Origin of the sequence: Pontivivens ytuae (genome assembly GCF_015679265.1) — a bacterium.
Lineage (GTDB): Bacteria > Pseudomonadota > Alphaproteobacteria > Rhodobacterales > Rhodobacteraceae > Pontivivens > Pontivivens ytuae.
This window is the reverse complement of the sequence record NZ_CP064942.1, coordinates 4,137,005-4,157,137: the sequence shown is the minus strand read 5'-3', so window position 1 is coordinate 4,157,137 and position 20,133 is coordinate 4,137,005. Positions and strand designations below refer to the sequence as shown.

Here is a 20,133-nt window from a genome sequence, read left to right as displayed (position 1 = left end):
GAGATGTCGTCGCAGCTTCTCTAGTTTGGCCTTTTGGCCCACTCGTCCCGCTCCGGGTCGTTTTCCAGTTGCAGCGGCACGCCGTGGGGTGTGGCGGCGGCGGCGCGGGCCCAGGAGGCGGTGAGGGCGGTGATCTCCTCCGGCGAGGCGATGCCGCGCTCCACCATCAGGGCGGTCAGCGTCTCGGCCCAGTGATCGAAGTAGTCCGAGGCGTCGGCCGCGCCGCTCGTCCGCAGCACACCGAACCGCTCCGCCCAGTCGGTCCAGGGCAGGTGCCCGGCCTCGTTCAGGGCCACCGTGAGGGCGAAGACCTGCGCGTGCCAGGGCTCGGCGAAGGGCGGCGCGTCGAGGTCAGGCAGGCTCAAGGTAGCTCTCCCACAGATCGGCCGAGACGGTGAGCGCGGGGTCGCCGTCCGGCCCCCAGAGCGCGCGGCCCTCGAAGACCACGGTGTAGAGGTGCTGCGGCTGCTCGCCGCCGCCATGGGCGTTGGTGTCGGGGAAGACGTGGGCGCCGTGCCGCGCCTCGACCCGCCCGACGCAGCCGCGCACATAGCCCGGCATGCGGATGTGGCCCGGCGGCTGAAGGTTGCGGGCGCGGACCTGCGCGCCGATGTCGAAGCGGGGCTCCGCCGCCCCCTCCCGATCCGTCGGGCCGCCGGAGGCGAGCACCTGCGGCACCCGCTCCGCCGGTAGCCTCCGTTCGGGCCGCAGGCCGGGGCGGGGCGCGGCGCCCGCTAGCTCCTCGGCGGTGATCTCGCCATGCCGCTCGAGCAGCGCGATCAGCGCCGTCAGCCAGATGCGGTAGTACGAAAAGCTGAGGTAATCGGTCCAAGGCAGGCTCTCACGCGCATGGCGGCTTTCATCGAGGGTCCAGTGGCCGAGCGCGCCGCAGCAGAGCGTGATGCCGAGCACCCGCGCCTCCCATTCGGCATGAAAGAGCGGCTCGTCCGCCTCGGGCGCCACCGGGCCGAAGCCCATGCGCCCGCCGAGGTCCTGTGGCCCGTTCACGGGGTCACCGCCAGCCCGGTGCCGATCATCGCGTCGCGCGTCACGAGCGCTGCCAGCGCCTCCGCGTCGAGGCCCTCGGTGCCCGCGGGCCGCTCCGGGATCACGAGGTAGCGCAGCTCGGCGGTGGAATCCCAGACGCGGACCTCGGTCTCCGCCGGCAGCGCCACCCCGAACTCCGCCAGTACCGCCCGCGGCTCGCGCACCACGCGGGCGCGGTAGGGCGGGGACTTGTACCAGGTGGGCGGCAGGCCGAGCACCGGCCACGGGTAGCAGGAGCAGAGCGTGCAGACGACCATGTTGTGCAGGCCGGGCTCGTTGAAGACGGCCTGCATGTGCTCGCCCTGCCGCCCGGTGAAGCCGAGCTCCGCGATCGCCGCGGTGGCATTTTCCCGCAGCCGCCCGGCGAACGCGGGATCGGTCCAGGCGCGGGCGACGACGGCCGCACCGTTCTTCGGGCCGACCTTCTCGGAATAGGTCTCGATGATCGCGTCGACGGCGGCCGGGTCGATCAGGCCCTTTTCCACCAGCAGCGTCTCCAGCGCGCGGGTGCGGGCCGTCATCTCGTCGTAGTCGGGGTCGTGATGGTCGTGAGGCATGCCGAAATGCTACGCCATCGTCTCCTCAATGTAACGATTCTTGCGGTTCGTTGCTGTTCTGCGCGCCCGGCGGATATACGCTCATGACCGAGGAGGGTGACCATGGCCGATGCGCTCAGGGGCGGCATCATCATCAACGAGATCCTGGCGGATCCGACCGGTTCCGGCGTGTCGACCGATACGGACGGCGACGGGACCGCGCGTGGCGCGGATGAATATGTCGAGCTCCTGAACACCAGCGCGAGCGCCATCGATGTCGGCGGCCTGGAGTTCTGGGACGCGCAGCGCGACAACTGGTTCACCATCCCCGACGGCACCATCCTCCAACCCGGCGGCACGCTCACGGTCATCCGCAACGCCCGTCCGGCGGGGACCCTGCCGGGCGACGGCGTGACCGACATCGCCTTCGACGCGGATTTCGGCAACGGGGTGCTGAACAACAACCGCGACAACGTCGTGATCTACGATCCCGACGCGAACGAATTCATCCAGGCGACCTACAACAACGACACGCTCGACGATCCCACGACCGGCAGCAACTATGCCGGCTTCCCGTCGGATGCGACGCGGGTGGGCGCCGGGGAGAACTTCGGCACCGATATCGACGGTCGGTCGATCCAGCGAGGGCCGAACGGGAACGACGACTTCTTCAACGATCTCGACTCCACGCCGGGTGCTGGCAATGTCTGCTTCACCCCCGGCGTGCGGATCGCGACGCCCACGGGCGCCTGTCCGGCGGAGCTGCTGCGGCCCGGCGATCTGGTCGTGACGCGCGATGCGGGGGTGCGCGCCGTCCGCTGGGTCGGCGGGCGGCATCTGCCGGTGGAGGAGTTGCGGGCCGCGCCCCACCTTTGCCCGATCCGCATCTCCGCCGGGGCGCTGGGGCAGGGGCTGCCGCGGCGCACCCTGCATCTCTCCCCCCAGCACCGGATCCTGCGGCCCGGGCCGCTGCTGGAACTGGGGCTGGCGGAGGTGCTGGTGGCCGCCAGGCACCTCGTGGGCCGTCCCGGCATCCGCCAGCTCGCGCCGGAGGAGGGGGTGCACTACCTCCACTTCGCGCTCGACGCCCATCACGTGGTCTTCGCCGAAGGGGTTCCGGCGGAGACGCTGCATTTCGGGGCGGAGGCGCGGCGGGTGCTCGGCCCCGGCCAGATGGCGGAGTTGCGGCAGGTCTTTCCCGATCTCGACCTGACCGGGCGGCGCACCGCACGCCCGGTGCTCGACGGGCTGCACGCCCGCCTTGCGCGCTAGGTCCGCGCCCGCTCGAACTCCTCCCATGCCGCCTCGAAGGTCGCGAAGTCCATGCCGCTCTTCGCTGCGTCGAGGATGATCCGCTCGGTCGACATCAGCTTGTCGATCGCGGCGGTCATCTGGGAGATCAGCGGCTCCGGGATCACCACCGCGCCGTGCCGGTCGGCGTGGACCAGCTCGCCGGGCGCGACCGTGAGGTTGTGGATCGTGACCGGCGTGTCGATGTCGGTGACATGGACGAAAGCGTGGCTCGGCCCGATGGAGCCTGCCACCACCGGATAGCCCTCCGGCAAATCGCCGAGGTCCCGCATCACCCCGTTGGTCAGTGTCCCCGACAGGCCGAAGGCCTTGTGGATGTTCGTGTTGATCTCGCCCCAGAAGGCCCCGACCGCGTTGGGAAAATCCTGATCCTCCACGACGCAGAGCGCGGGCCGCGGCCCCTCGCTCATGTAGCGGTAGTAGTCCATCCGCATCTGCCGCACCTTCTCCGCCTCGGCCAGCGAGGGAACCTTGGCCGCGATCTTCGCGGTGCGGGCATAGCCCACCAGAACCTCACCGGGGGCGGAGGCGAGCATGGTGCCGCGGGTGAAGCGGTTGAAGCCGCGGCGGCCCTCCGCCACCTCGATCGCGTTGCACACGGTGGGGGTGTCGACGCTCTTCAGAAGCGTCAGCAGGGCGTCGTCCATCATGCCTCCAGCCAGCGGGTGAGTGCTGCGTTCGTCTCCTCCGGGCGCTCCAGCACGGGGAGGTGCCCGGCGCCCGCGACGACCGTAAGGGTTGAGTTGGGCAGAAGTGAGTCCATCAGCTCGTGCCGGTCGAGGGGGCAGAGCACATCGTGTTCGCCGCAGAGCACGAGGGCCGGAATGTCGAGCGTTTTCAAAACCTCCTGCCGGTCGGGCCGGGTCTGGAGCGCGCGCGACTGCGCGATGAAGACCTCGGGGCCGAGGCCCAGCGCCATCTCCATGCACAGGTCGAGGATCGCCTGCTTGCCCGGCCCGTCCGCGAGGTAGCGCGGCTTCATCTCGTCCCGCATCACCTCGCGCAGGCGACCCCCACGCACCGCCTCGATCTGCGGCTCACGCGCGGCGCGTACCTCCGGCAGCTCGGCCCGCGGATTGGTGTCCATGAGCGCGATCCGCTCGATCCGCTCGGGCGCCTGTGCCGCGATCTCCATCGCCACGATCCCGCCCATGGAGAGGCCCGCGAGGGCGAAGCGGGGCGGGGCCTGCGCAAGGATCTGCGCAGCGATCTCCTCCGTCGTCTCCGCCCGCATCGGCGCCACGTGGATGGCCCGCGCTCCCGAAAACGCCGCGATCTGCGGGGCAAAGAGCCGCGCATCGCACATCATGCCGGGGATCAGGAGGAGCGGCGCCATGCCTTCATCTTTCCCCAAATACGCCCGCTCCGGCGGCCATCAGGCGGCGAGATCGGCGCCGGCGCGCATCGTGCGCAGCTTCTCCCAGCAGATCTCGGGGTCCACAGCGCCGAAGCCCGCGAAGGTTCCGAAGCCGCAATCGGAGCCCGCAACGACCCGTTCGTTACCGAAGGTATTTGTAAATCTCTCAAGGCGTTGCGCGACGAGATTCGGGTGCTCCACGAAGTTCGTCGTCGTGTCCACGACACCGGGCACGAGCACCCGATCCTCCGGGATCTCGCCCGCGCGTTCGGTGAACACCTCCCACTCATGGGCGTGGCGGGGGTTCGACGTTTCGAACAGCAGGTACGTCGCCTTCGCCCTCAGCAGCGTCGGCAGCACCTTCGCCATGTCGATATCGCAGACATGCGGGCCTTCGTAATTGCCCCAGCAGATGTGGATGCGGACCCGGTCCTGCGGGACATTGGTTAACGCGTGGTTCAGCGCCTCCACGTGCGTTTCGGCAACGTTGATAAATTCTTCATCTGAAAGATCGGTAAACAGCATGTGGCGCGACAGGGCGAGGTCGGGGCAGTCGAGTTGCAGATCGAGGCCCGCGGCCACAATCGTCTCGTATTCCTCCCGCATCGCGTCGGCGAGGGCGGCGAGGTACGCCTCCCGGCTCGGATAGAAATCGTTCTGCAGGAACAACGAGATGACGCCCGGGGAGGCCGCGTTCATGAAGCCGCGCTCCGCCCCGTGCTCGGCCATCGCGGCCTTGAGATTGGCGATGTCCTTCTGCAACTCGCCCTGACCCTTGGAGCGGACCTCGCCGGTACACATGGGCCGGGCATATTGGGGCGTACCGCCGGACTCCGCTATCCGCTTGAGAAAGCTGGGAAACATCTTGAGGTCGGCGGGTGCGTTGCGCGGGCTGTCGCCGGAGAAGCCGGTATAGCGATCCTTCACATAGGTGGCGTAGGAGATCTTCGACGTCTCCCCGTCGGAGACGATGGACACGCCCGCATCCACCTGTTTTCGCACGGTTTCGGAGACGTTGCGGGTCATGATCGCATCGAACTCGGCCGCGTCATAGTCTTCGCCGTTCTCCCGGGCGAAGATCATGTCCACGACCTCCTGCGTCCGGGGGAGGGAGCCTGCATGGGTCGTCGCGATCTTAACCATTGTGAAGCTCCCGTTCATCTTCGTGACCGCACCGGGGCGCGTATGACATGCGTATGATTTGCGTATGACAAGCGTATGCCATCGCGTATGGCGCGCCGAGAGGTTAACGGCGCTTTGCAATCGTATGCAAGCGGCCTCAGCGCGCGCAGGGTAGGCCGATTGCGTGAGGTCCCGCCGCTTTGGCCGGGACGGTTCCGGCCCCGCCTATTGACCAGCCGCATGGCCGGGGGCATCTCGTGCCGCAGTGCAACGAGGGAGACGGTGATGCGCGAGAAGGTCCGGCAACTGGTCGACCACCCGCTGTTCGAGCGGGCGGTGATCGGGCTCATCGTCTTCAACGCGATCATCCTCGGGATGGAGACGTCGGCCTCGATTATGGAGCGGGCGGGCACGGTGCTGGTCGCGATCGACCGGATCATCGTGGGTATCTTCGTCATCGAACTGGGCTTGCGCTTCTATGCCGGGCCGCGCCGTTTCGCGCGCGATCCGTGGCGCTGGTTCGACACGGTGGTGGTGCTGATCTCCGTCATGCCGGCGACGGGGGCGATGAGCGTGCTGCGCGCCTTCCGCATCCTGCGAGTGCTTCGGCTGGTCGCCAACGTGCCCGCCATGCGCCGCGTGGTGACGGGGCTGCTGGAGGCGCTGCCCGGCATGGGGTCGATCGTCATGCTGCTGGGCCTGATCTTCTACGTCTTCGCGGTGATCTGCACGAAGGCGTTCGGCGCGGCGTTTCCGGAGTGGTTCGGGACGCTCGGCGCCTCGGGCTACACCCTCTTTCAGATCATGACGCTGGAAAGCTGGTCGATGGGCATCGTGCGCCCGGTGATGGAGGAGTTTCCCTGGGCCTGGGCGCTGTTCTTGCCGTTCATCCTGGCGACGGCCTTCACGGTACTGAACCTCTTCATCGGCGTGATCGTGGACGCGATGCAGTCGGAGCACGCGGCGGAGGCGGCGGCGGAGCGCGAGGGGCTGCAGAGCGATAACGAGAAGATCCTGTCGGAACTTGCGGCCCTGCGCGACGAGGTCCGGGCGCTGCGGGGGGCCGGGGCGGAGCGGTAGGGGGGTGGGGAGAAGGTGCTCACCTGAACTTTAACAGTGCCTAGGGCCGCGCCCGACCTGGAGGGCGCTCTTGGGACTTGATTGCAGTGTCCGCGCTCTCGAGGATCGATGTCGCTTGTTCAATGAACGACTTCGCCAACGCGCCCTCCGGGGGAGGGTGATCGGGCTTCCCGGAAATCGTCCAGTGGACGATTTCGCTCGATCACGGGCGGAGCCCCGGGCGGGCGCGGCCCGGCGGTGCCGCCGGGCGGAAGGGTGCTTCGAAGTACTACCACCCCGGACTTGATCCGGGGTCTCTTGTTTGTGGGTGCCTTGTTCTGAGCGGTCCCGGCTCTGCGGCCGGGACGGTCGTGGGGTGGAGGTGGAACTGAATTGACGCGCTCGATGATCGGGAGATCCTCGGGTCAGGCCCGAGGATGACGCCTTTGCCCGTGGTCATGCTCCGGCTCCGATCGGAGCATCTCCTTCGCCTCACTCCTCTGGCGTGTTCAACTCGTTCGCCGTGATCTGGCGCACTTCTGCATCGAGCGGAGTGACCTCCGCGATGCGGTCGCCGTGGGGGGCGATGGAGAGGCCCTCGAACTTGCGGGCCTGGGGCAGGACGCGGGTCTCGGCCGTGGCCACGGTCTGGTTGTAGTCGCGCACGGTGTTCGAGATCGACTTGCCCAGCTTCTCCAGCCGGTCGCCGAGTGTTCCGAAGCGCTTGTAGAGTTCCTGCGCGAGGTCCGTTGCCTTCTGTGCGTTCTCGCTCATCCGCTCCTGCTGCCAGCCATAGGCCACCGATTTCAGGAGGGCGATCAGCGTGGTGGGCGTCGCCACGATCACCTTGTTGCGGATCGCGTCCTCGAAGAGCGTGGGGTCGGCGGAGAGGGCGGCGGAGTAGAACGCCTCGCCCGGGATGAACATCACGACGAAATCGGGCGAGCCCGCGACGGCGTCGAAATAGGACTTCTGGGCCAGCCCCTTCATCTGCGTGCGGAGCTGGCGGGCGTGGTGGTCGAGGGCCGCGGTCTTCTCCGGCCCGTCCTCCATGCCCGCGGCGGTGAGGAAGGCGTCGAGCGGGGTCTTCGCGTCGATCACGATGCGCTTGCCGCCGGGCAGGTTGACGGTGGCGTCGGGGCGGCGCTGGTCGCCCGCGATCTCCACCGCCTTCTCCATGTGGAAGTCGACATGGTCGACCATCCCCGCCATCTCGACCACCTGGCGGAGCTGGAACTCGCCCCAGTTGCCGCGGGTCTTGGGGGCGCGGAGTGCTGTGACGAGGCGGTGGGTTTCGGAGGTCAGGCGCTGCTGGCCCTCGGCCAGCGTCGTGACCTGCTGGCGGATGGTGGCATAGGCGCTCTCGCGCGCCTTCTCCATCTCGCGGGTCTGGGCCTCGAACTTGGTGAGGTTGTCGCGGATCGGCTGGAGGAGCTGGTTGATGTCCGCCTGCCGCTTGCCGAGATCGGCGTCGGCGGCTTCCTTGTGCTTCTCGAAGCGCTCGGTGACGGTGTTGAGGAAGCGCTCGGCATTGGTGTCGAGGGCGCGGCGGGCGAGTTGGTCGAAGCTCTGCTCCAGCGTCTTCTGCGCGCCGCGCAGCTCTTCGAGGCGGGCGGCGTGGTTTTCGCGCTCGGACTTAAGGGCGGCTTCGAGGCGGGCGGCGGTGGTCTCTGCGGCGCGCAGGACGTCCGTGGTCTCGTCGAGGCGATCCTTGTAGTCCTCGGCGAGGGCGGCGCGCTCCTCCATGCGGGCGAGTTCGGTTTCGCGGGCGGTGCGCAGGGCGGCCTCCTCGGCGGCGGCCTCGCGGTGGGCGTCGGCGGCGGCGCGGATCTCGGCGGCCTCGCGGCGGAGCGTGCGCACGGAGATGAGGCCGCGCAGGAGCCAGCCGAGGATCAGGGCGGCGAGGGCGGCCACCCACCATTCGGCGAGGATCGGGTAGCTGGCGAGGATGTCTTCGATCTGCTGCTGCATCGTGGTCCGTTCGTGGTGCCGACCCGCCCGGGCAGAAGGCCCGGGCAGCGCCCGACCCTCCCCACGGGAGGGCGCTTCACGCCCACCCAGGGTCGGGCGCTGCCCTCCGTCCGGTCTCGGATCCCAATTGCTCGATGGACCATACAGAGAACATCCCGTCCACGCACCCGGTATTTCGGGTTTCGCCCCCGAGCCGTGGCCGCTATACCGCCCCCGGACCAGCCGAGGAGAAGATCATGGCCAATGTCGTCGTCGTGGGTGCCCAGTGGGGCGATGAGGGCAAGGGCAAGATCGTCGACTGGCTCTCGGAACGCGCCGACGTCATCGCCCGCTTCCAGGGCGGGCACAATGCGGGCCACACGCTGGTCATCGACGGCACGGTCTACAAGCTGCACGCGCTGCCCTCCGGCGTGGTGCGGCCTGGCAAGCTCTCGGTCATCGGCAACGGCGTGGTGCTCGACCCCTGGCACCTGGTGGAGGAGATCGCGACGGTCCGTGCGCAGGGTGTGGAGATCACGCCCGAGACGCTGATGATTGCGGAGAACACGCCGCTGATCCTGCCCATCCACGGTGAGCTCGACCGGGCGCGGGAGGCGCAGAACTCGGTTGCGAAGATCGGCACCACGGGCCGCGGCATCGGCCCCGCCTACGAGGACAAGGTCGGCCGCCGCGCGGTACGGGTCGCGGACCTCGCCGACCGGAAGACGCTGGAGACGCGGGTGGACCGCGCGCTCGTCCACCACGACGCGCTGCGCAAAGGCCTCGGCATGGAGCCGGTGGACCGCGACGCGCTGCTGGCAAACCTGCGGGAGATCGCGCCGCAGATCCTGCCTTATGCGGCACCGGTCTGGAAGGCGCTGAGCGAGAAGCGCAAGGCAGGCAAGCGGATCCTCTTCGAAGGGGCGCAGGGCGCGCTGCTCGATATCGATTTCGGGACATACCCGTTCGTCACCTCGTCCAATGTCATCGCGGGGCAGGCGGCGACCGGCGTAGGCATCGGGCCGGGCTCGGTCGACTTCGTGCTCGGCATCGTGAAGGCCTATACCACGCGGGTGGGCGAGGGGCCGTTCCCGACGGAGCTCGACGATGCGGACGGGCAGCGGCTGGGCGAGCGCGGACACGAGTTCGGCACGACGACGGGCCGCAAGCGGCGCTGCGGCTGGTTCGACGCGGTGCTGGTGCGCCAGACCTGCGTGACCTCGGGGGTGAACGGGATCTCGCTCACGAAGCTCGACGTGCTCGACGGGTTCGAGCGGATCCGGATCTGCACCGGGTACGAGCTCGATGGCGAGCGGCTCGACTACCTGCCTACGGCGGCGGACGCGCAGGCGCGCTGCGTGCCGGTCTACGAGGAGATGGAGGGCTGGTCAGGCTCCACTGCGGGCGCGCGGAGCTGGGCCGACCTGCCGGCGGAGGCCATCAAGTACGTGCGCCGGGTCGAGGAGCTGATCGGCTGTCCGGTCGCGCTGCTCTCGACCTCGCCCGAGCGGGACGACACGATCCTCGTCACCGATCCGTTTGCGGATTGATGGACGACGCCACCTAACTGTCTCGCCCGATCGGGGCTCCGCCCGTGATCAAGCGAAATCGTCCACTGGACGATTTCTTGGAAGCTTGATCACCCCTCCCCACGGGAGGGCGCTTTTGCGACCGACCAAGCTTCACTGAGTCCTTGATGCGTGAACACGTTTCAAGCTGATGAAGGGCCTCGAAGCGCCCACCCAGGGTCGGGCGCTGCCCTACGCTTTTCGTGCGTTGGGTGGGATCGGTCCCGGCGCGTTGGCCGGGACGGTGGCAAAGGGTACCGCCCCGGACGTGATCCGGGGCCTTTCGGCTGCCCGAGTGCCGCAGGTGCACACGTATAGGTTGCATTGCGGCGTGGGTCGTTTCACACTTTCCCGAGACGCGCGGTGGGGGCAACGCCGCGCCTTTGGGGAGGTGAGGGTGCGTTTCGTCCCGTTGCTGACAGCTTTTCTGTGCCTCGCGGCTCCGGCCGCCGCCGAGATCCGCGTGATCGTGGAGCGGCAGGAGGACACGACCGCCATCTATATCCGCGTGCCTGCGGGCCAGCTCCAGGATCTCTTCGGCCCGCCCGCCGAGATCTTCGGCCCGCCCGAAGGCGGCGTGCTGATGGAGGAGTTCGGCGAGATGGGGGAGACGGTCTGGACCGATCCCGACACCGTCTTCGCCGCCGTCGAGGTCGAGCGGGACGGAGAGCCTCTGACGGCCGAGGGCATCTCCATGATCTTTCAGCCGCCCGCGCTGATCCTGCCCTTTGCCGAGCCGTGGGACGCGACCGTCGCCATCGCCGTCTGCACCGTCGCGCTGCCGATCGATCCGGTGCCGCTTGAGACACTGACGCTCTATACCGGCTACGTCCTGCCGAGCGATGCGGAGGGCGCGCCCATCGACATCCGCTTCCCGGCCACCGGGCGCCTGCCGCTGGAGATCGAGGTGGTGGAGTATGGCGGGGAGACGGCGCGGCCGCCGCGCCGCATCACCCTCGTTGACGGTGGCACGCTGGTGCTGTTCCCCGAACCTTACGCCATGAGCGTCGAGCGGGTGCGGCAGTCGGGCTATATGCTCGCTTTCGTCGCCCTCGTGCTGGTGGGCCTCGCGATCTCCGAACGGAAGGCGCGGTCATTGAAGCGTCATGCAAGCGACATGCACCGGGTACGCTAGCGTCACGCAAACCTGACATCCTGACAGCTCCACATGACAGGAGGGTCGGGACCATGCAGAAACTGATGATCTCCACGGCGCTGTGCCTCGTCGCGGCAGCGGCCTGGGGCAAGGACGCGTCCTATATCGGCGGCGTGCATGTCGTTCCGGGCGAGGGTGGGGAGACGGCGCGCGGCACCGTCTTCCTCGACGAGAACCGCAACTCCGTCTTCGACGAGGGGGAGCAGGGGATCGCGGGGGTCCAGGTCTCCAACGGGCGCGAGGTGGTGCTGAGCGGCGACGACGGCTCCTACGCGCTGCCGGCCTACGAGGACATGAACCTCTTCATCACCAAGCCCGCGGACTATGCCGTGCCGGTCGACGAGGTGATGGTTCCGCAGTTCAACTACGTCCACAAGATCGCGGGTTCGCCCGACCTGCGTTATGGCGGGATCGCACCGACCGGGCCATTGCCTGCGGAGGTCAACTTCCCGCTGATCGAGGATGAGGTGGGCGAGGCATTCTCCTGCCTCGTCTTCGGCGACGCGCAGCCCTATTCGAACCGCGAGATTGGCTATGTGCGCGACACGGCGGGCCGGATGCTCGCCAACCGCGACAATGACGGGACCGAGTGCCTGATCTTCGAGGGCGATGTGATGGGGGACGACCTGTCGCTCTATCCCCGCTTCAAGCAGATCATCTCGGTCGGCGAGACGCCGCAATACTTCGTGGCGGGCAACCACGACCTCGACTTCGATGCGGAGGACGACCAGCACTCCTTCGACACGTTCCGGCGGGAGTGGGGGCCGGAATACTACTCCTTCGACATCGGCAACGTGCATTTCGTGGTGCTCGACAACGTGCGCTACCCCTGCAACGGCGTGGACGACCACCCGTTCTGCGACCCGGCGGAGGATCCGGACTACAACGGCGTGATCCACGACCGGCAGCTCACGTGGCTGGAGAACGATCTGGCCAACGTCCCCGAGGACAAGCTGATCGTCATCAACACCCACATCCCCCTGGTCACCTTCACCGACAACGAGGCGCAAAAGCATCAGACGGACAACCTCGACGAGCTCTACGCGATCCTCGGCGAGCGTCCGGCGCTGGGGCTCTCGGGCCATACCCACACGACCGAGCAGATCCTGATCGACGACCACTACGAAGGGTGGGAGGAGAACACCGGCACCGGTCCCGCGCAATTCCACCAGATCGTGACCGGCGGGCTGTCGGGCTCCTGGTGGATCGGGGATCTGAACGACGACGGCATCCCGCACGGGACGCAGCGGCTCGGCAGTCCTCGCGGCTACTACCGCATCGACTTCAACGGGTCGGATTACACGGATACGTATCTCACCTTCACCGGGGATGAGAGCGAGCAGATGCACGCCTCCTTCAACACCCCGCGCTTCCGTGACTGGGCGACGGCACTGCTCGCCTATGCCGAGATCTACGACGTGCCGACGGACGTGACGCCGCCGGTGACGATCAACGATCTGGGCGACATGTACATGCTCACCACCGAGGATCTGGAGGAGGGCACCTGGGTCGCGGTCAACGTCTGGAACGGCTCGGGCGACAGCACGGTCGAGGTCTCGATCAACGGTGGCGAACCGCTGGTGGGCGAGCGCACGCAGACCGCCACGGGTGAGGAGAAGAACCGCGGACCGGAGTTCGCCGACCCGCTCGCCATGGCACGCCAGTCCACCAACGGCCGCATGACCGTCCGCTCCGCCCAGGGCGGGGACGACACGGCAGGCTTTCAGAGCTGGCAGGGCACGCAGTGGACCGGCGTCGCCGGCCCGTTCCGACGCTGGATGCTGACGGACAACTCCAATCACCTGTGGCGCGTCGACCTGCCCGCCGACCTGCCGGTGGGCGTCCACATGATGGAGGTGCGCACGGTCGATCGCTACGGGCGGGAGTACACGCTGAGCCAGCCCTTCGAGATTGTGGAGGAGCTGCCGCCCCTCGATTGGCAGGACTGGGAGGAGGCGTCCGAGTGACGCCGCGCCCCGCCTGAAAAACGGATGCGCCGGGGCTTGCACTGCCCCGGCGCATCGCTATAACGCAGCCTCACGGTGGGGTGGCCGAGTGGTCGAAGGCGCACGCCTGGAAAGTGTGTAGGCGGGAGACCGTCTCCAGGGTTCGAATCCCTGTCCCACCGCCATCCTTCTTTCGCGAATGTCACGATAGATCGCTGCAACCGCTGATTTTGGCGGTCGGGGCGCGTTGTGCCATCTGATCGCGGGATCGGCCGATCGGGCTCCGGATTCTGAAACTCTGTCAATCGGATAGCCTCGGTGCCCTTCGCCGGATCGTCCTGTTGACGCGGGTCCGGCTGTAGAAACCCCGCCACAGTGCTTTGCACGCTGTGCGGGAAGCGCATCTCCGGCGTTGTACCTGCGCGCAATAAGATATATGACATTTTCATATTGCGAAGATTTACGCATTCTGCATCCTCTCCACCGCGCTGCGGTGGCGCGCACAAGGCGGGCGCGGACGGGGTTCGGGTTGCTCGGTCTCCGCCAGGCGAGCGGCTGGGGGCTGCGCTGGTCCGAACAGTTCGAGTGAAGTCGGCAGTGCGATGCGCAGAGGTATGAATACGATTGCAAACATAAGTCCATCCTTCGTCGCGCAGATGCGGGGCGACTGCGGGCTGTCCGCGCACGAGGCCTGCGACGCCGATGACGGGCACCTCCGGCACTGGTCGATCCATGGTGTCGTGGCGCGCTGTCTCGACCTGCCGGGCGGCGGTGAGGTGGCCCTGCCTTTTGCAAAATGCGAAGATGTGCTCGTCTCGACCTCCGTCGGCGACTGCCGGAAGGCGGGGTCCGGTGCCGGCGGCATGCTGCAGGTCTCGACCCTCCTGGGTGACGCGGACGGGACGGCGGCGCGCTATGTCAGTTTGTGCTTTCCGTCGGCCGATGTCGGCTACCGGCGGCAGTGTCATCCCGCGCATCTGGAGCTGGGTGGGGAGAGCTCGCTGGGTCTCGTCTTGCGTGCGACGCTCGATGCGGCGTTCAGCCGGATGCCCGATTGTCCACCGGACGAGGCGCGCGATCTCGTGGCCGCGATCGCCGGGACGCTGCGCATGGTGCTCGCCACCTGCCGCGGGCTGGAGTGCCGCAGGGCTGCCCCCTCGGCCGCGCGGCGCGACGAGATCTGCCAGTTCATCATCGACAACAGCCGCCAGGACGGGATCAGCGCTGACACGCTGTGCCAGCGCTTCGGCCTGTCGCGCGCCACGCTCTACCGCCTCTTCAAGGAGGAAGGCGGCCTGATGAACTTCATCGCCAAGGTGCGGATGGATCAGATCGTGGTCCAGTTGCGCGCGACCCCGCGGGAGCATGGCGCGGTCTCCCGCATTGCGCGGGAGTGGAACTACTATGACACGCCCAATTTCTATCGACTGTTCAAGCGGCATACCGGGATGGTGCCGGGGCGGATCCTGGGAGCGGATCTGGTGCCGGACGGGGTGGCGAATGGGATCAAGATGCGATCGTATGGATAACAGTTTCGAGATGCTTCTTGCCGCTGAGTTCAGTTCAATGCGTTTTAAATGAGCAATTTAAGTCTGGGAAAGCCTCTCCCACCTTCCTCATAAAATATCATATTGATAATAAATGGGGTGCGCGCTACCGTCGCTGAGCGCCCGCGCCGGATCCTTCGGCGCCGGGGTGAGAGGCTCGGAGGCGGATCATGCGCAATGCATCATTCGAGGTGTCGTGGACAGACGGTGAGGTGCTGCGGGTCGCCGCCGCGGTTCGGTCATGACCAAGGCGTTTCCGCTCGCGGATCTGTCGGCCGGGCTGAAGCTGGAGACGCGGATCCGCAAGGCGTTGATGCGCGCGGGCTCCAGCGACGGCGGCGCGATCCTGGTTGCGAGCTCCCCCGAGACCGGCGGCATCGTGTCGTCGGACGCCATCATGCGCGCGCTCGTCTCCGCCGTGGTGCGCGGTGAGGAGCTGGCCGCACCGACGCGCGCGGATCGGCGGATCCGGGTGAAGAAGCCGCTCGTCCCGCCGTCCCGCCGCAAGATGCGGTTGGGCGGGCGGCTGACGGTCAGTGTCCTGCCGGAGATTTCGGAGCCTGCCCACGCCCAGCACCTGATGGAGCTGGTGCGGGACGGGGTGCTATGCGTCGCGCCGATCAATGTGAAATCGGCGAATGCCATCGCCTTCCGGCTGATCGGGCTCGGGGTCGCACCGATGGACCTGGCTGAGCCCGGTATCCTGCGCCTCCTCATGGCGCCGCGGGCGGTACCGATGCTGTGCGCCGGATGCGCCCGCCCGGTGGAGCCGCCCGCCCACGTTCCCTTCGGCCGCGGCATTCCGCGGAGCCTCAGCCGGCGGCAGCTCTGGATGCGCGATCCGCGGGGTTGTCATTTCTGCAACGGGTCCGAGCCGCGGCGGGCGTCGATCGGCCCGGGATGCTCGGGCACGCTGGTCCTCGGCGAGATCATCGAGCCGACGCAGCGCTACCTCTCCCATGTCGAGTTCGGGGACGTCGTCGCCGCGCGGGCGCACTGGCTGCGGCCGCTGAGCCGGGGCGGGATGGACGGCCTGACGCTGAGCTCCGCGATCTGGAATGCGGCGGTGGCGGGCCTCGTCGATTTCCGGGAGGCGGAAGGCATCGAAAACGCCGGCTGAGGCCGCGATTTCGTTGACCCATGCCAAGTCAATTGATATCAAATTGATAATAATATGGATCGAATCAATGGATCCTCAAGCACGCCATCTTTGACCGTGAGGACGGAAATGACTGACGTATCAGTAAAAGATATTACTGGCTCGCTGAAGAGTCTCGACCTGCGGCCCGCCATGCTGGGTGGACATCGACTCGAAGGCATCTCATTTTCTCAAAAAGATATTGAAGCGGATCCGGCAATGGCAGGCCTGCCTCAGCGCCGGATCGAGGTTCCGACCGGTCGCGCGGCGCGGTTGAAGTTCCTGAAGGACTGGGCACGGACGCAGCGGCGCAACGTGCTCTCGGGCGGGCTGGTGAGCCTCCTGATCCTGCCGGCGGCCGCCGCCCAGGCGCAGGCCGATAGCGCGCCCTCGGTCGAGGATATCGTCGAGATCGCGGTGCAGGAGGACGGCAGCCTGCTGGTGACCACGAGCGATGGCGGCGTGTTCCAGGTCGCGGCGGGCGACTACAGCGTGAATGCTGACGGTGAATATCTGATCCAGGCGGATGCAATGGTCCCTGCCGAGGCCGCAACTGCATCCGTGGCGCCGATCGCGGGGGCAATCGGCGCACTCGCAGCGGGCGTTGCCGCTGCAGCTGGAGGCGGCGGCAGTGGTGGAGGAGGTGGAGACAGCTCCTCCCCACTGTCCGGCGTCGTGATCGACGGCTACATCTCGGGCGCGACGGTGTTCGGGGACACGAACGACAACGGCGTGTTCGACGTCGGCGAGGCGTCGACGACGACGGATGCGCAGGGGCGGTTCAGCCTCGACGTGGATCCCGGAACGACCATCGTGTCCCAGGGCGGGACGGACGTGCTCACCGGTCTCGCCTTCGAGGGAACGCTGACCGCCCCGGCAGGCTCCACGGTCCTGTCGCCGGTCACGACGCTGGTCGCGCGGCTCGTCAATGGCGGACGCACGGTCGACGAGGCGCTGACGCAGGTGCGCACGGCGCTCGGGCTCGAAGACGACACGGACATCCTGAACTCGGACCCGATCGCCGACAGCAACTCCGACCTGTTCGCGGCCGGTGTGAAGGTCGCCAACATCGTGTCGGCCGGCGTGGCCAACGGCGCCACCGAGAGGGACGTCGTGGATGCGCTGGCGAACGCGGTGGGCAGTGCCACGGGCGGCGACACGCTCAACAACGGCACCACGATCACGACCGTCCTGAACAACGCGCTGACCGCGAGCGGTGCCACGGCGAAGAGCGATACCAGCGCGGTCGGCTCCACGGTGGCCAACGCGAACAACGTGATCGACACGCGGGCCGACAATGACGACATCGACGGCGTCGCCGATGTTCAGCAGATCGTGCAGAGCGACATCGCCGAAGACATCGAAGACGGCGAAGTGACCAGCGAGGTGTCCACCGGGGACATCGAGGACAAGGCTGACAATGCGGTCGATGTCGTAGATGGCCGCGTGAGCTTCGGCGAGGCGTTGTCGGAGGACTTCAGCGACGGCATCACGCTCGCCGACGAGGCGGAGCACGGCGCCTGGTACACCGACCGTTTCGAGCCTGCCGCCTTCGAGGTCGTCGAGGATTTCGGGAGCATCGATGCGCAGTTCTCGGGCGAGGCCGTGCTGCGCCTGACCACCGATCCAGTCGCGGATCAGGACCCGTTCCGGCAGACCCAGGGCCGGGCCTTCGACCTGCCGGACGGCTCGACGAGTGCGTCCATCGACCTCTACATCGATCCGACATGGGAGCCGGGCGACGGCGCGACCAGCGGCTTCCGCCAGGCCGGGTTCTGGACCACCGCGCTGGGGGATGACGGCGAAATCGGCGGCTATCCCATCATCGAGTTCGTCACCCTGGACGGCACGGCGACCTTCCGGGTCTATACCGGCATCGGATCGGGTGACGAGGCGGACTGGATCGACATCGGGCTGCCCGACGGCTTCGAATACGGAAGCTTCCAGACGCTGGAGATCTCGATCAACGACGACGGGTCGGTGACCTATGTGGTGGGCGACCTGACCCAGACCGTCGGCACGGAGAACGGCAATTTCGATCTCGCGTCCTTCGACAACGTCATCCTGCAGGGATACAACGCCGTGCCGGGTGACGAGGACGCGGCTCGCGATGCCTACAGCATCTACTGGGACAACCTCGCCGCGGATGGCGGTTTCATCGAGGAAGACACCGATCTCTCGGGCTTCGTTGACGTCAACTTCGCGGACATTCCCTACGACGTGGCGCCCGGCGTCGAGCTGGCGCTGACCGCGGAGCAGGCCGACGGCTTGCAGATCGGCGGCGCGGGCACTGTCCTGATCGAGGGCGATCCGGGCAGTGTCGATCTGTCCGGCATTTCCGCTGATGTCGCGTTCGACGCGACGGGTGTCGAGGGGCTGGAGCTGACGCTGAGCGCGGAGGAGGCCGACGGGTATGTCATCGACCTCGCGGCCGACGCGACGCTGACCATCGATGTCGACTTCGATCCGCTCTCGGCGGACAACGAGAGCCTGCAGCCCGCGATCGACATCTCCGGCATCACCGTCGATGGGGATCCGTCGCCGGCCGGACTGCTGGAGGTGGTGGACGCGGGCAGTGCCGCGGACACCTTCAAGCTGATCTGGAACGCCCTCGACAACGACTACTACGCCAACCTGCCCGGTGGCACGCCGGAGGTGAACGCGGCCTTCGTGGAGCTCGGCAACGCCTATGTCGATTACCTGGAGGAGGGTGGTGCGCCCATCTTCGACGTGGTGCAGACGCGCGTCAGCGGCTCCCCGGACTTCGAGGGTCGGCAGCAGTCGCTCCATGACAACCTGCTCGGCAACCTCAACGATGCGGTGATCGAGAGCCGGGTGGGTGCGAGTGAGCTGGCGGAGGACAATCGGAGCGACGCGGCCAAGGGTTTCGGCGACCGTCCGGTTTTCAACGGCAACACCGACAATGAGGCCGGCGAGCTGGCGGCACTGGTCTGGGACGAGGCGAACGGTTTCGACCGCGAGGGCTTCGAGATCGGCGCGGGCGAGATCTACGTCATCAACGGCAACGTGGCCGTCGATGGCGACGATGGCACCGAAGGTATCAACCCGTTCACCTCGCTCGAGGCGGCGCTGGCGGCCGCCGGTGAGGGCGGACAGATTTTCGTCGGGAGCGGAAGCTACGACGCGGTCCAGCTCAACATCACCGAGTCCGTCAGCATCACCGGGGTGGGCGACGTCACCTTCGGCGGGCGCTTCCGGATCGATGGTGGATCGGCGACGGAGGAGAACCCGCTTCTCGTCGACATCTCCGGCATCGATATCGAGCGGAACTCGGATCTGGGCTCCGGCGAGGACTACGGTTTCTACGTGCGGGGCGACGCGGTCGTCGTGAAGCTGCACGACGTCTCCGTCACCGATCTGATGCCGGAGGATACGGTCTATGTCCGCGGCGTCCTGAGCGAGATCCACTCGACGCCGACGGTCAACATCACCGACAGCGCGTTCACGGACCTGCAGACCGGGTTCTACGTCCACCAGGCCGAGGTCACGATCGACAACACGACCTTCACCAACAACGCCGCATCGGTCGGCGGGGCGGAAGGCTCGGACAAGGTCTCGATCACCAACTCGACCTTCGTGGACAATAGCGGGCTGAGCATCGACGCGCGCTACGACAACGGCGACATCACGCTGTCGAACAACACCTACGACTTCGAGGCGGGCAACGTGAAATCGTACTTCGCCCGCGATACGCCGGTCTTCCTGCCCGAGGAGCTGGACGAGGTGACCGCGATCCAGACCGCGCGCAACATCGACGGCAGCGATCCGGTGGAGGATATCAATGGCACGGACGGCAACGACCTGATCGTCGACACCTCCATCGCCAACGACATCGATATCAGCGCGGGCGGCAACGACCTGCTGCTCTTCACCGCCAACAGCGCGGGCTTTGCGGAAAGCGAGGGTCTCAACCAGGTGACCGGCTTCACCGCCGGCGCGGGGGAGGAGGCCGACCGGCTGCTGTTCCGCACCGACGACCTCGGTGAGGAGCTGCCGGGGCTCGAACTGCAGACGCTGGCCGAGGGCGGCGTGCTGGGGGCGGAGACCGGGTTCGTCGTGTTCTCCACCAAGGTGGCGCTGACATCGACCTACGAGGATTTGCGCGACGGCTCGGCCACGACGCAGGAGATCCAGGCCGTCCTCGATCTGGTGGACTCGCTCGATGCAAGCGCCGTGGGCGATGACGGGACGATCATCGCCGCTATCACCGACGACAGCGAGGATCGCACGCTGATCCTGACCGTCGATCTCGACGACAGCGCGGCGGACGAAGATCGGGTGCAGGGCATTGCCGTGCTGGAGAACGTGGATGGGACGACGCTGAGCGACGAGAACATCTACGACTTCTCGGCCGTGCAGGCGAACACCTGAGGAA

At 67.2% G+C, this 20,133-nt stretch carries 15 protein-coding genes and 1 tRNA gene; 9 read left to right on the top strand and 7 right to left on the bottom strand.

Features of this window, described 5'->3' with window-relative positions:
• Positions 1 to 20: 20 nt before the first annotated feature.
• Genes I0K15_RS20720 through nthA form a run of 3 tightly spaced genes read right to left on the bottom strand, consistent with a single transcriptional unit; the run spans position 21 to position 1,604 of the window.
• Positions 21 to 365, bottom strand: a complete 345-nt coding sequence (locus I0K15_RS20720; RefSeq protein WP_196103370.1) for a nitrile hydratase accessory protein — start codon at positions 363 to 365, stop codon at positions 21 to 23.
• A complete protein-coding gene (gene nthB / locus I0K15_RS20715) occupies positions 352 to 1,008 on the bottom strand; it encodes a nitrile hydratase subunit beta (protein ID WP_196103369.1) in 657 nt (218 codons plus the stop codon). The genes I0K15_RS20720 and nthB overlap by 14 nt, the downstream gene beginning before the upstream one ends.
• The gene (gene nthA, locus I0K15_RS20710) at positions 1,005 to 1,604 is read right to left on the bottom strand and encodes a nitrile hydratase subunit alpha (RefSeq protein ID WP_196103368.1); all 600 of its coding nucleotides are present in this window, start codon (positions 1,602 to 1,604) and stop codon (positions 1,005 to 1,007) included. Before nthA ends, nthB begins: the two co-directional genes overlap by 4 nt.
• Positions 1,605 to 1,706: 102 nt before the next feature.
• Here nthA and I0K15_RS20705 point away from each other — a divergent pair, with 102 nt between their 5' ends.
• Positions 1,707 to 2,855 (top strand): Hint domain-containing protein, encoded by a 1,149-nt coding sequence (locus I0K15_RS20705; RefSeq protein ID WP_196103367.1) that lies wholly within the window; start codon positions 1,707 to 1,709, stop codon positions 2,853 to 2,855.
• Here I0K15_RS20705 and I0K15_RS20700 read toward each other — a convergent pair.
• Genes I0K15_RS20700 through I0K15_RS20690 form a run of 3 tightly spaced genes read right to left on the bottom strand, consistent with a single transcriptional unit; the run spans position 2,852 to position 5,394 of the window.
• Complete coding sequence (locus I0K15_RS20700) at positions 2,852 to 3,541, bottom strand: RraA family protein (RefSeq protein WP_196103366.1); 690 nt, start codon at positions 3,539 to 3,541, stop codon at positions 2,852 to 2,854. The genes I0K15_RS20705 and I0K15_RS20700 overlap by 4 nt on opposite strands.
• Positions 3,541 to 4,230 carry an alpha/beta fold hydrolase gene (locus tag I0K15_RS20695; protein ID WP_196103365.1) on the bottom strand — a complete coding sequence of 230 codons (690 nt, stop codon included), beginning with the start codon at positions 4,228 to 4,230 and terminating at the stop codon, positions 3,541 to 3,543. Before I0K15_RS20695 ends, I0K15_RS20700 begins: the two co-directional genes overlap by 1 nt.
• Positions 4,231 to 4,269: 39 nt before the next feature.
• Positions 4,270 to 5,394: a cobalamin-independent methionine synthase II family protein gene (locus I0K15_RS20690; RefSeq protein WP_196103364.1), complete on the bottom strand. Its 1,125-nt coding sequence runs from the start codon at positions 5,392 to 5,394 to the stop codon at positions 4,270 to 4,272.
• A gap of 264 nt (positions 5,395 to 5,658) precedes the next feature.
• Here I0K15_RS20690 and I0K15_RS20685 point away from each other — a divergent pair, with 264 nt between their 5' ends.
• On the top strand, positions 5,659 to 6,453 hold the full coding sequence (locus I0K15_RS20685; RefSeq protein WP_196103363.1) for an ion transporter: 795 nt from the start codon (positions 5,659 to 5,661) through the stop codon (positions 6,451 to 6,453).
• A 471-nt stretch (positions 6,454 to 6,924) separates the two neighbouring features.
• On the opposite strand, the gene I0K15_RS20680 is transcribed toward I0K15_RS20685, so the two are convergent.
• Positions 6,925 to 8,403 carry a DNA recombination protein RmuC gene (locus tag I0K15_RS20680; RefSeq protein ID WP_196103362.1) on the bottom strand — a complete coding sequence of 493 codons (1,479 nt, stop codon included), beginning with the start codon at positions 8,401 to 8,403 and terminating at the stop codon, positions 6,925 to 6,927.
• 236 nt (positions 8,404 to 8,639) lie between these two features.
• On the opposite strand from I0K15_RS20680, the gene I0K15_RS20675 reads away from it, so the two are divergent.
• From I0K15_RS20675 to I0K15_RS20645, 7 genes are all read left to right on the top strand, one after another.
• Positions 8,640 to 9,932, top strand: coding sequence for an adenylosuccinate synthase (locus I0K15_RS20675; RefSeq protein ID WP_196103361.1), 1,293 nt, complete (start codon positions 8,640 to 8,642; stop codon positions 9,930 to 9,932).
• 415 nt (positions 9,933 to 10,347) lie between these two features.
• Positions 10,348 to 11,085, top strand: a complete 738-nt coding sequence (locus I0K15_RS20670) for a hypothetical protein (RefSeq protein WP_196103360.1) — start codon at positions 10,348 to 10,350, stop codon at positions 11,083 to 11,085.
• A 53-nt stretch (positions 11,086 to 11,138) separates the two neighbouring features.
• A complete protein-coding gene (locus I0K15_RS20665) occupies positions 11,139 to 13,073 on the top strand; it encodes a calcineurin-like phosphoesterase C-terminal domain-containing protein (RefSeq protein WP_196103359.1) in 1,935 nt (644 codons plus the stop codon).
• A 74-nt stretch (positions 13,074 to 13,147) separates the two neighbouring features.
• Positions 13,148 to 13,237: transfer RNA gene (locus I0K15_RS20660), tRNA-Ser, on the top strand.
• Between the two features lie 471 nt (positions 13,238 to 13,708).
• Entirely contained in the window at positions 13,709 to 14,581 is an 873-nt protein-coding gene (locus I0K15_RS20655; protein WP_196103358.1) for a helix-turn-helix transcriptional regulator, read from the top strand.
• 259 nt (positions 14,582 to 14,840) lie between these two features.
• Entirely contained in the window at positions 14,841 to 15,719 is an 879-nt protein-coding gene (locus I0K15_RS20650; protein ID WP_196103357.1) for a hypothetical protein, read from the top strand.
• 237 nt (positions 15,720 to 15,956) lie between these two features.
• Entirely contained in the window at positions 15,957 to 20,129 is a 4,173-nt protein-coding gene (locus I0K15_RS20645) for a right-handed parallel beta-helix repeat-containing protein (protein WP_196103356.1), read from the top strand.
• Positions 20,130 to 20,133: the final 4 nt, after the last annotated feature.

Coding starts and splice junctions, on each gene's coding strand:
- nthA (WP_196103368.1), bottom strand. CDS start 1,604: ATGCCTCACGACCATCACGACCCCGACTACGACGAGATGACGGCCCGC.
- I0K15_RS20705 (WP_196103367.1), top strand. CDS start 1,707: ATGGCCGATGCGCTCAGGGGCGGCATCATCATCAACGAGATCCTGGCG.
- I0K15_RS20700 (WP_196103366.1), bottom strand. CDS start 3,541: ATGGACGACGCCCTGCTGACGCTTCTGAAGAGCGTCGACACCCCCACC.
- I0K15_RS20695 (WP_196103365.1), bottom strand. CDS start 4,230: ATGGCGCCGCTCCTCCTGATCCCCGGCATGATGTGCGATGCGCGGCTC.
- I0K15_RS20690 (WP_196103364.1), bottom strand. CDS start 5,394: ATGGTTAAGATCGCGACGACCCATGCAGGCTCCCTCCCCCGGACGCAG.
- I0K15_RS20685 (WP_196103363.1), top strand. CDS start 5,659: ATGCGCGAGAAGGTCCGGCAACTGGTCGACCACCCGCTGTTCGAGCGG.
- I0K15_RS20680 (WP_196103362.1), bottom strand. CDS start 8,403: ATGCAGCAGCAGATCGAAGACATCCTCGCCAGCTACCCGATCCTCGCC.
- I0K15_RS20675 (WP_196103361.1), top strand. CDS start 8,640: ATGGCCAATGTCGTCGTCGTGGGTGCCCAGTGGGGCGATGAGGGCAAG.
- I0K15_RS20665 (WP_196103359.1), top strand. CDS start 11,139: ATGCAGAAACTGATGATCTCCACGGCGCTGTGCCTCGTCGCGGCAGCG.
- I0K15_RS20655 (WP_196103358.1), top strand. CDS start 13,709: ATGCGGGGCGACTGCGGGCTGTCCGCGCACGAGGCCTGCGACGCCGAT.
- I0K15_RS20650 (WP_196103357.1), top strand. CDS start 14,841: ATGACCAAGGCGTTTCCGCTCGCGGATCTGTCGGCCGGGCTGAAGCTG.
- I0K15_RS20645 (WP_196103356.1), top strand. CDS start 15,957: ATGGCAGGCCTGCCTCAGCGCCGGATCGAGGTTCCGACCGGTCGCGCG.